This is a genomic window from uncultured Amaricoccus sp. (assembly GCF_937891315.1).
Taxonomy (GTDB): Bacteria; Pseudomonadota; Alphaproteobacteria; order Rhodobacterales; family Rhodobacteraceae; genus Amaricoccus.
This window is the reverse complement of sequence record NZ_CALAGI010000147.1, coordinates 1-10,022: the sequence shown is the minus strand read 5'-3', so window position 1 is coordinate 10,022 and position 10,022 is coordinate 1. Positions and strand designations below refer to the sequence as shown.

General features: G+C 70.6%; 8 protein-coding genes. 4 read left to right on the top strand and 4 right to left on the bottom strand.

What is annotated here, in order from left to right; genetic code table 11:
• Nucleotides 1-451 precede the first annotated feature (451 nt).
• Together rfbF and Q0480_RS14650 are read left to right on the top strand one after the other, a co-directional pair.
• Complete coding sequence (gene rfbF, locus Q0480_RS14655; protein WP_299134033.1) at nucleotides 452-1,327, top strand: glucose-1-phosphate cytidylyltransferase; 876 nt, start codon at nucleotides 452-454, stop codon at nucleotides 1,325-1,327.
• Between the two features lie 10 nt (nucleotides 1,328-1,337).
• Nucleotides 1,338-2,375: an NAD(P)-dependent oxidoreductase gene (locus Q0480_RS14650; RefSeq protein ID WP_299134031.1), complete on the top strand. Its 1,038-nt coding sequence runs from the start codon at nucleotides 1,338-1,340 to the stop codon at nucleotides 2,373-2,375.
• A gap of 132 nt (nucleotides 2,376-2,507) precedes the next feature.
• Here the strand turns inward: Q0480_RS14650 and Q0480_RS14645 are convergent, their stop codons facing one another.
• From Q0480_RS14645 to Q0480_RS14635, 3 genes are all read right to left on the bottom strand, one after another.
• Nucleotides 2,508-3,038, bottom strand: a complete 531-nt coding sequence (locus Q0480_RS14645) for a dTDP-4-dehydrorhamnose 3,5-epimerase family protein (protein ID WP_299134029.1) — start codon at nucleotides 3,036-3,038, stop codon at nucleotides 2,508-2,510.
• Nucleotides 3,039-3,179: 141 nt separating this feature from the next.
• Entirely contained in the window at nucleotides 3,180-5,198 is a 2,019-nt protein-coding gene (locus tag Q0480_RS14640) for an acyltransferase family protein (protein ID WP_299134027.1), read from the bottom strand.
• A 91-nt stretch (nucleotides 5,199-5,289) separates the two neighbouring features.
• Nucleotides 5,290-6,396 (bottom strand): NAD(P)/FAD-dependent oxidoreductase, encoded by a 1,107-nt coding sequence (locus Q0480_RS14635; protein WP_299134026.1) that lies wholly within the window; start codon nucleotides 6,394-6,396, stop codon nucleotides 5,290-5,292.
• Nucleotides 6,397-6,681: 285 nt separating this feature from the next.
• Between Q0480_RS14635 and Q0480_RS14630 the strand changes: the two genes are divergently transcribed.
• Together Q0480_RS14630 and Q0480_RS14625 are read left to right on the top strand one after the other, a co-directional pair.
• Nucleotides 6,682-8,904 (top strand): hypothetical protein, encoded by a 2,223-nt coding sequence (locus Q0480_RS14630; RefSeq protein WP_299134024.1) that lies wholly within the window; start codon nucleotides 6,682-6,684, stop codon nucleotides 8,902-8,904.
• An 82-nt stretch (nucleotides 8,905-8,986) separates the two neighbouring features.
• Complete coding sequence (locus Q0480_RS14625) at nucleotides 8,987-9,802, top strand: glycosyltransferase domain-containing protein (RefSeq protein ID WP_299134022.1); 816 nt, start codon at nucleotides 8,987-8,989, stop codon at nucleotides 9,800-9,802.
• A 39-nt stretch (nucleotides 9,803-9,841) separates the two neighbouring features.
• On the opposite strand, the gene Q0480_RS14620 is transcribed toward Q0480_RS14625, so the two are convergent.
• The coding region (locus tag Q0480_RS14620) for a hypothetical protein (RefSeq protein ID WP_299134020.1) at nucleotides 9,842-10,022 on the bottom strand (181 nt) is incomplete at its 5' end.

The window sequence follows — 10,022 nt, the reverse complement described above, 5'->3', positions numbered from 1 at the left end:
CGCCCCCGTCACCGATTTCAGGAACGCTCGCCTGCCCTTCACGCGGAATACTCCTCGAACCAATCGAAAAAACGGCCCACGACCAAAGGCCGGACCGAAAACCGCCGCCCGTCATTGAACGAATTTCCCGCGATTCTGTAAAGGGATCAGGCCACGAGACCCAGGGCTCGCATCCGAGCCCGCGCCGGCGATGCGCGACACCCTTACCCCCTGCCCCGCGGATATGATATGTTTCGCCCGGCAGTGGCTTGGGATAGACCAATGGCATTGTTGCCAGGGTCATGAGGTGTTTCGTGTATCAGTGCCATTCGCGCGCCCGCGGTTCACGGGAACGCAGGTCCGGGGGATACCTGGGGAAAGAGCACCGGGAACCCCGACGTTCGGGCGCCCGAAGCGGCCGGCTTTCCCGCCGCGGCCAGGCTCCGCTCCCGACTGTCCGGAGGGACTTCCCATGAAGGTGGTGATCTTCGCCGGCGGCTACGGAACCCGGATCAGCGAGGAGACGGTGGTCCTGCCGAAGCCGCTGGTCGAGGTCGGGTCGATGCCGATCCTCTGGCACATCATGAAGATCTATTCCGCGCACGGCCTCAACGACTTCGTGATCTGCTGCGGCTACAAGGGCCATCTCATCAAGCAGTATTTCCTCGACTTCTTCCATGCCAGCAATGACATGACCATCGACCTCAACGACAATTCGGTCGAGGTGCACCGGGTGTCCTCCGAGCCCTGGCGGGTGACGCTGGCCGATACCGGGCTCGAGACCATGACCGGCGGCCGCCTCCGGCGGGTGCGCCGCTATCTCGGCGAGGAGACCTTCTGCCTCACCTATGGCGACGGCGTCGGCGACATCGACATCACCCGGCTGATCGCCTTCCACCGCGCGCAGGGCACGCTCGCCACCGTCACCGCCGTCACCCAGCCCGGCCGGTTCGGCGCGCTCGATTTCTCGGCCGAGGGCAATCTGGTGAACGGCTTTCGCGAGAAGAGCGCGGCCGACGGCCACCAGATCAACGGCGGCTTCTTCGTCTGCGAGCCCGCCGCCATCGACTATATCGAGGGCGATGCCACGGTCTGGGAGCAGGAACCGCTGCGCGCGATGGTCGATGACAAGCAGCTCTCGGTCTATCACCACAAGGGCTTCTGGCAGAACATGGACACGCTGCGCGACAAGCATGTACTGCAGGTTCTCTGGGACAGCGGCGCCGCGCCCTGGAAGGTCTGGAACGAGCCCCTGCCGGAAGCCGGACCGGAAGCTGAACCGGAAGCCGAACCGCGCGCCGAAACCGAATCCGAGGCCAGCGCGCCCCGCGCCGCCTCCTCACGCTGAGACCAATCCGATGAAAGTTCTTCTGACCGGAGCCGACGGCTATATCGGCGCGATCATGGGCCCGAAGCTGATCGAGGCCGGCCACGAGGTGGTGGGGGTCGATACCGGCTACTACCGCCGGGGCTGGCTGTTCGACGATGCCAAGGTGCATCCCCGGGTGATCTCCAAGGATCTGCGGCGTGTCGAGGCCGCCGATCTTCAGGGTTTCGACGCGGTGGTGCATCTCTCCGAACTCTCGAACGACCCGATCGGCGAGAACGACCCCGGCCTCACCATGCAGATCAACCATCTCGGCTCGGTGGGCCTCGCGGAAAAGGCCCGCGCCGCCGGCGTGAAGCGCTTCGTCTATGCCTCCTCCTGCTCGACCTATGGCGCCGGCGGCGACGAGATGCGCACCGAGACCTCGGATCTGGCGCCGCAGACGGCCTATGCCAAGTGCAAGATCCTGGTCGAGCGGGACGTGCGCGCGCTGATGGACGACGATTTCACCCCGGTCTTCATGCGCAACGCCACCGCCTATGGCGCGAGCCCGCGCCAGCGGTTCGACATCGTGCTGAACAATCTCGCGGGCTTCGCCCATACGCTGAAGGAAATCCGCATGACGAGCGACGGCTCGCCCTGGCGGCCGATCACCCATATCGAGGATATCTGCGAGGCGATGCTCTGCGCGCTCAGGGCGCCGCGCGACGCGGTGGCCGGCGAGGCGTTCAATGTCGGCGCCGACAGCGAGAACTACCGGATCCGCGAGATCGCCGAGATCGTGGCGAAGACCTTCCCCGGCTGCGAGCTGACCATCGGTGATTCGGGTGGCGACAATCGCAGCTACCGCGTCTCCTTCGCCAAGATCCGCGCGCATATGCCGGAATTCGAGACGAAATGGACCGCCGAGCGCGGGGCGCGCCAGCTGCGCGCCGTCTTCGAGCGCATCGGCCTGACCCGCGAGATGTTCGAGGCCGACCCCTTCACCCGTCTGAAGGAGATCAAGCACCTCCGCCGGACCAACCAGATCGACCCGACCCTCTACTGGACCGAACCCGCCGCCGTCTGAGGCGGCGCGGTTCCGGCCCGCGGGGTCCGGAGCAATATCCGGGCCAGACGGAATCGTCTTCCGTGGTCAGGATATTGCGTTAAATCAAGCCTCTGGAGTGGACGAGCCGGCTTTGCCGGATCGGACTCCGCCTCAGCCCTCGACCAGGGGCCAGCTCCGGTCCTTGTCGTTGATCACGCTGACCGGCAGCGGCCAGGGGATGGCGAAGGCGGGGTCGTCCGGGCGTACGCCGCGACCCACGCCGGGCACGAAGGGCGCGGAGATGAGATAGAGCACGTCGGTCTCGTCCATCAGCGTCTGGAAGCCGTGGGCGAAGCCCTCGGGGATAAAGAGCGCCCGTCCGTTCGCCGCCGAGAGCTCGAACCCCTGCCAGCGGCGGTAGCTGGGCGAGCCGGGGCGCAGGTCGATGATCACGTCCCAGACCGCGCCGCGCACGCAGCGCACCAGCTTGGTCTCGGCATGCGGCGGATCCTGGAAATGCATGCCCCGTATCGTGCCGGCCCGGAGATTATGCGACTGGCTCGCCTGGGGAAAGCCGGTGACGAGCCCCGCCTGGCCGAATTCCTCGACGCACATGGTCCGGGCGAAATAGCCGCGCTCGTCCCGGTGCGGCTCCATCTCGACCAGCGTCGCGCCGTCGAGTTCGGTGGCAATGAATTTCATGGATGTCTCCGACAAGTCCCGGCGACAATCTAGCGCGCCGCGCCCCGCGCGGACCAGTCACCACCATCCTTCGGAGCCGAAGGAGCGGCCGGCTTCCAGCCGAACCCTATCCCTGGCCGAACGGATCTCCGGAAGGCTGTTTCAGCCTCGGGAGGCGGACGCCGGACGCGATCCCGTACCCGTGTCTTTGCCCGTACCGGGGGACCCCTCTCCGTTCCCGTTCCCGCGGGCGGCGTAGGGCGCGAGCGGCGGATCGGCGAACAGAAGATCGCCCACGTATTTCGCGCCGGCGCGGGTCAGATGCGCGCCGTCGAGCGAGATCAGCGCGCCCTCGGGCGTGAAGAGCGGGCAGTCCGCGGCGCCGCAGACCAGCCGCTGGCTGTCGATGAGCTGGCTGGCCGGCAGCAGCGCCCGCATCTGCCCGGCGATGGCGAGATGCGCGGCGCCCGGGTTCGCGCGCAGCGCCGCCAGCCCCGCCGGATCCTTGCCGGCGATCAGCGGGCGGTTGATCACGCCGAAGCGCTTGCGGCCGAGGACCAGCGCCGTCTGGTCCGGCCGGAACCGGAAGGCCGCGAGGGTCGCGGGCAGGCGCTCGACCGCCCAGTCGCGCCAGCTCACGGCGAAGATCACCACGTCGGCCTCGCGGGCGATCCCGACGAAGTCGGCGGCGGCGGGCTGCCCGGCGCAGAGCCGGCGGTCCCCCGGATCGAGCAGCGGGACGATGTCCTCGGGGCCGAGATAGATCTGGCAGCGCGCCAGCACATAGCGCAGGGCGATCTGCCAGCCGGGAAAGGCGCCGGTCTCGCGGATCATGTTGTAGAAGTCTTGCGAATAGGAATCGCCGATGACGAGCAGGCGGGGACCGCCGCCCGCCACGAAGCCGTCCGGCCCGTGGGCGTCGTAGGCCGCGCGCACATAGGCCCCCTGCTCGCCGCTGGTGAGGCTGACCGTCGCGCGCAGATGCGCGGGATAGAAATCGCGGAACCCCGCCGTCCGGAAGCCGAGCCCCGCCAGGACGAGGAGGACGAGCCCGCCCCCGGCCGCGGCGGCGAAGACCTGGCCGCGGGTCAGGAAGCTCCGGTTCCGGAAGGGTCGCTCCACCAGGACCAGGGTCGCCCAGGCCAGCGCGAAGGTCAGGCCGACGAGCAGGAGCCGCGTGCCGGGTCCGAGCGTATCCGGCGCCGCGATCCGGGCGAAAGCGAGCAGCGGCTGGTGCCAGAGATAGGCGCCATAGCTGACGAGTCCGGCGAAGACCATCGGCCGCCGGGCGAGCAGCCGGCCGGTGACCGTCGCGGAAGTGGCGAAAAGCAGGATGAGAACCGCGCCGCCGGTGGGAAGAAGCGCGGCGAGGCTGGGGAAGGGCACCCGCGCATCCAGGAGCAGCACGCTGCCGAGCACCAGCGCCGCGCCCGCGGCGGCCGCCGCCTCGGCGAGGTGGCGGCCGCCGGCGAGGGGGGCCCAATCCTCGCGTCGGCGCCAGGCGAAGGCGGCGAGCGCGCCGAGGCCGAGTTGCCAGGCGCGGGTCGGGGGCAGGTAGAAGTTCGCCTCCGGCGCGAGACGCCAGCCCAGTTCGGACAGGGCGAGGCTGAGGGCGGTCAGCGCGGCGATCACGCGCCAAGCCCGCCGGGAGCCCGCGCCTCCGACCGACCCCGAGCCGCGGCCGAGCCGCCAGAGGGCGAGCATCAGCAGCGGGAAGACGAGGTAATACTGCTCCTCCACCCCGAGGCTCCAGGTATGGAGCATCGGATCACGCTCGGCGCTGGGAGCGAAATAGTCGGTGCCCCGCCACCAGTACCAGAGGTTCGAGACGAAGAGCAGCGTCGCCATCACGGTCAGGGAGAATTCCCGCAGCCCGCCCGGCAACTCCAGATAGAGGGCGAGCGCGGCGGAGACGGCGACGACGAGATAGAGCGCCGGCAGGATGCGCCGCGCCCGCCGCTCGTAGAAGCGCGCCAGCGAGAAATCCCCGTTCCCATCTCCAGCCCCGTCCCCGGCCTCGAGCTCTCCGGCCAGGATCTGGGTGATGAGAAAGCCCGAAATCACGAAGAAGACATCGACCCCGACGAAGCCGCCGTCGAACCCGGAGAAGTCGGCGTGGAACAGGATCACCGCGGTGACCGATATCGCGCGCAGGCCGTCGATCTCGGGACGATACTTCATGGGCACCGTCTCGCTCGCATCGGGGACCGCGTCGGAATACAGCGGCGCAACATAGCATCGCCCCGAATCGGGGTAAACGCGCCGGAGCCTCTCACCCCAGCATCTCCGCGACCTCCTCGGCGAGGGCGAGCGAGGCGGTCAGGCCGGGGCTCTCGATGCCGAAGAGATTGACGAGGCCGGGCAGGCCATGCGCCGCCGGGCCGTCGAGCGTGAAGTCGGTGGCCGCCCCGCCGGCGGGTGCCAGCTTCGGCCGCACCCCGGCGTAGGTCGGACTGAGCGCGCCCTCGGGCAGGTCCGGCCAGTAGCGCCGGATCGCGGCGTAGAAACCCGCGCCCCGGTCGGGGTCGAGCCGATAGTCGATCTCCTCCACCCATTCGGTATCCGGTCCGAACCGCGCGCTCCCCGCGAGATCGAGCGTCAGATGCACGCCGAGCCCGTCGCGCTCGGGCACCGGATAGATGAGATGGCGGAACGGCGCCCGGGCCGCGCTGGCGAAATAGGTGCCCTTGCAGTAATGCACCCGCCGGCGGAAGGCCGGCGGCAGCCCCTCGGTCGCCGCCGCCACCTCGCCGGCGAAGAGACCGGCGGCGTTGACGAGCCTCCCGGCGGCGAGCCGCGTGATCTCGCCCCCGCTCTCCACTTCGAGCGCGAACCCGCCGCCATCCAGCGGCCGCGCGGCGCGCAGGCGCGCGTGATAGGCGACCGCGCCCCCCGCCTCCTCGATCTCGCCGAGCAGGCTCAGCATGTAGCCATGGACGTCGATGATCCCGGTCGAGGGCGAGAGCAGGCCCTCGACCCCGCGCAGCGCCGGCTCGAGCCGGGCGAGGTCGGCCCGGCCGAGCGGCGCCAGATCGGCGACGCCATTGGCCCGCGCCGCCGCCGCGACGGTTTCGAGCCCGGCGACCTGCGCCGCGTCGGTCGCCACGATGATCTTGCCGAGCCGGCGGTGCGGCACGCCGCGCGTCGCGCAATAGGCATAGAGCAGCTCGCGTCCCCGCGGGCAGAGCGCCGCCTTGGCCGAGCCGGCGGGATAATAGAGGCCGGCGTGGATCACCTCGGAATTGCGCGAGCTGGTATGCGAGCCGATCAACCCCTCGCGCTCGAGCAGGATCACCTCGCGGCCCGCGCGGGCGAGCGTCCGCGCCACGGCGAGCCCGACCACGCCCGCGCCCACCACCACGCATTCCACCCGATCCATCGCCAACCCGCCCTCGCCCCGATGGGCGCGCCCGACGGGCGCGCCGAAAAACCCCACCCTCTCTGCCGTCTTTCGCGCGAGGCGTCAAACCAGCGCCTCCGCCGCCCCTCCGGCGACCGACGGGCGAAAATCCGCCCAGAGACCCGCCCCGAAAATCGCGTGAAATCCGCGCGAAACCTGGCCGGCCCCGGCGTGGCGGTTAAGGACGCCCGAAAAAACGGCGCCGGCTCGCTTCATTCCGGCCGGGTCGCGCACTAGAGTGCTGCGAACCACGACCGAGGCGCCATGGCATCCTTCACCGCAGATCCTTCCGGGCCCTCGGTCCCGCGACAGCCGGCGCCCCCCCCGGCTTCCCAGACGCCGGGCACCAGGCCGTCGGCGCCGCCGCCCGATCTCGGCAAGCGGATCCGCCTGCGGTCCTGGGCGCTGGTCCAGGACACGATCGAGAACGCCGCCGGCGCCGCGCGCCGCGCACCGCGCAAGATCTCGTCCCGCGGCCTCGCGGTGCTGCGCAAGCTCGCGATCATCGACCCCGCGCGGGTGCTCGGCATCGCGCGGGCCGCGCGGAAGCTGGCGCCGCGCTCGGCCTTTCTCGCCCAGGCCGAGGCGATGATGACCGCCCGCGCCCTCGGCTGGGACGCCGCCGCGCCGCTGTTCGAGGCGTTCCGCGCCGAGGGCGGCGGGGCGGCTTCGGCGCTGCTGCGCCACCGCCAGGCCCCGGCGATCTGGCCGGCGCTGCCCGCCGCCCAGCGGCCGGCGGCGCTGACCGAGGCCGAGGCGCGGAGCATCGTGATCTATACCGTCGCCTTCGGCGCGGGACCGGAGCCGGCGCCGCTGTTTCACGGCGTGCCTGGCCTGCGCTTTCTCTGCCTGACCGACCGCGTCGATCTCGCGGTCGCCGGCTGGGAGACGGTGGCGCTGGCACCATCGCTCGGCGCGCCCGGGACGGCCGAGCGCGCCGCCGGCTGGGCGCGGATCCTGCCGCATCGCGCGCTGGCCCTGGCGGCGCCCGAGGCGCGGGCCTCGCTGTTCCTCGCCCCCGACCGCAAGCTGGTCGGAAACGCGCATACGCTCATGCTGCGCTGGCTGCTGCCGCACGACCTCGTGCTCTGGCGCTCGGAGATCGGGGCCGACTGGCAGGATCTGGCCGAGGCGCATCTGATCGGCGCCGTCCCCGAGCCGGACGCGACCCGCGCGGCGGTCCCGGCGGCGCGCGTCCTCGCCCAGGCCCGCGCCTGCGCCGCGCGCGACCTGCCGCGCGATCTCGGCGCCTGCGACACCGGCATGATCTGGCGGCGGCATGGCGCCCCCGAGGTCGCGGCGCTGATGGAAGCCTGGTGGGCGTCCGAGGCGCGCGCCCCCGGGCTCGAGGCGATCAGCCTCTACGCCGCGGTCAACGACCCCGCGCCCGAAGATCCCGCGACCGAAGCCATATCCGGGCCCGAACCGGTGCCCGAACCCGCGGCGGGCGCGCGCGACCCCGACCCGGCGGCCCGGCGCCGGCTCCTCCGCGTGCTGCCGGCGGCGCTCGGCTCGGCGGCGAACAACGCCTTCGTCGCGGCGACCGCGCCGCGTCCGCCCCGGCGCCTCGCCTTTCCGGCCGGTCCGCGCACGGCGCGCCCGCCCGCCGCCGGCCAGCGGCTGCGGGTCGCCTTCGTCTATGCCGAGAAATACGCCGCCGCCGCCTCGACCATCCTGCGCGGCAAACAGCTGAGCGAGCTCGTCGCCGCGCGCTATCCGGGCGAGATCGAGATGGCCTACCAGAGCGAGACCGCCGATCTCGCCGGCCGGGTGGTGATCCTGACCAAGGGCGCGATCGAGACGCATTCGGCGAACGAGATCGCCGAGCTCGCCCGCCGCAACCTCGCGGTGATCGGCAGCTGGGACGACATGCTGCCCGAGCCGGACAAGATGGCGGCGATGGATGCCACCATGGCGGTGTCGAACCGGCAGGCGCATGATTTCGGCCGGCTGTTCCCGGGCACCCCCTCCTATCACGTGACCCATCACGTGAATTCCCAGGTGCGGCCGATGACGCCGCCGACCGACCGGCTGCGCGCCGCCTATTTCGGCTATCCGGCCAATACCTACCGGCCGGACAGCCTCGGCCACATGATCGATTTCGTCGGGCTCGACACATCGAAGGTCGAGATGAACTGGCTCGACCTGCTGCCGAACTACAATTGCCACTGGATCGTGCGCCGCTCCAAGCCGCATGACGGCTGGAAGCCGTTCCTCAAGGGCTTCGTCGCCGCGCGCTGCCAGGCGGTGCTGGCGGTCGGGCGCAAGGACGAGGACGCGGCGCAGTATCTCGGCGACGACTACCCTTTCTATGTGCGCGGGCCGGATCCGAAGCTGCTGGAATATGACATGATGGCGATCGCCGCCGCCTTCGGCGGCCCGGAATGGCGGCGCGCCAAGGAGATCATGGCCCAGGTCGCCGCCCGCTCGACCGACGCCCAGGTCTGCGCCGAGTTCCGCGCGATGATCGAGGACGTGATCCGCTGAGGCGGATCACCGAGCCGGTCCCCCCGCGGCGCCAGCCTCGCCCCTCCGAAGCCTGGAACATCCCCCCCCTGGAATATCCCCGATGAAGACCGTGCTCTATACCTGCGCCGATCTCGCCTACGACCGGATCTTCACCCCGGTCGCGGCGACGCCCGGGGTCGATTTCGTGCTGTTTTCCGACCGGCGGCCGCGCTTCGTCCGGGGCTGGGAGCACCACCCCTTTCCCGAGGCGACGCGGGGCCTGACGCCGAGCCTCGTCAACCGCTACTGCAAGTTCTTCCCGCGGCGGATCTTCCCGCGGGCGGATGTCTCGATCTATGTCGATGCCAATCTGCTGGTGATCGGCGACCTCTCGCCGCTGATCGCCGAGTTCGTGGCGAGCGGCGCCGATATCGGGCTGTTCCCGCACAAGGAGCGGTCCGACATCTTCGCGGAATTCGAGTTCGGCAAGCGGGTGGGCAAGATCCCGCCCGCCGAGTTCGAGCGGGGCGAGGCCCAGCTCGCGCGCTACCTGGCCGAGGGGCTGCCGCGCGACCAGCTGCTGACCGAGAACGCCGTCATCTTCCGCCGCCACGCCGCCCCCGGCCTCGACCCGGCGATGGAACTCTGGTGGGACGAGCTCGAGCGCGGCGCCCGGCGCGACCAGCTGAGCCTGCCCTATGTGCTGTGGCGGAGCGGGCTCGCGACCCGGATCTGGGACTGGAACTACCGAAGCGATGCCAATCCCTATTTCAGCCGCTATATCCACCGTCGCGGGCTCGCCAGCGATATCGTGATCTGGATGAGCGCCAAGCGGCATTACGGCCCGGCCTGGCAAATCCCGATCGACGGCGCCACCACCGCCTATGCGCGGCTGAAGCCGCTCCTCGCCCGCCAGCGCCGCGCCCCCCGGCCCTGAACCCGCGCCCCCCGTCAGCGTCCGGGGGCCGCGTCCGGGTCAGGCGCCGGAATGACCGACCGCCATGGCGCGGAAGGCGCGGTTGGTGTCGATCAGGTCGTCATAGGGGCCCTCGGCGACCAGCCGGCCCTGCTCCAGCATGAAGATCGTGTCGCAGGCCCGCACGGTGGTCAGCCGGTGCGCGATCAGGATGATGGTCTTGGCCCGGCCGAGATTGTGC

Coding starts and splice junctions, on each gene's coding strand:
- rfbF (WP_299134033.1), top strand. CDS start 452: ATGAAGGTGGTGATCTTCGCCGGCGGCTACGGAACCCGGATCAGCGAG.
- Q0480_RS14625 (WP_299134022.1), top strand. CDS start 8,987: ATGAAGACCGTGCTCTATACCTGCGCCGATCTCGCCTACGACCGGATC.
- Q0480_RS14630 (WP_299134024.1), top strand. CDS start 6,682: ATGGCATCCTTCACCGCAGATCCTTCCGGGCCCTCGGTCCCGCGACAG.
- Q0480_RS14635 (WP_299134026.1), bottom strand. CDS start 6,396: ATGGATCGGGTGGAATGCGTGGTGGTGGGCGCGGGCGTGGTCGGGCTC.
- Q0480_RS14645 (WP_299134029.1), bottom strand. CDS start 3,038: ATGAAATTCATTGCCACCGAACTCGACGGCGCGACGCTGGTCGAGATG.
- Q0480_RS14650 (WP_299134031.1), top strand. CDS start 1,338: ATGAAAGTTCTTCTGACCGGAGCCGACGGCTATATCGGCGCGATCATG.
- Q0480_RS14640 (WP_299134027.1), bottom strand. CDS start 5,198: ATGAAGTATCGTCCCGAGATCGACGGCCTGCGCGCGATATCGGTCACC.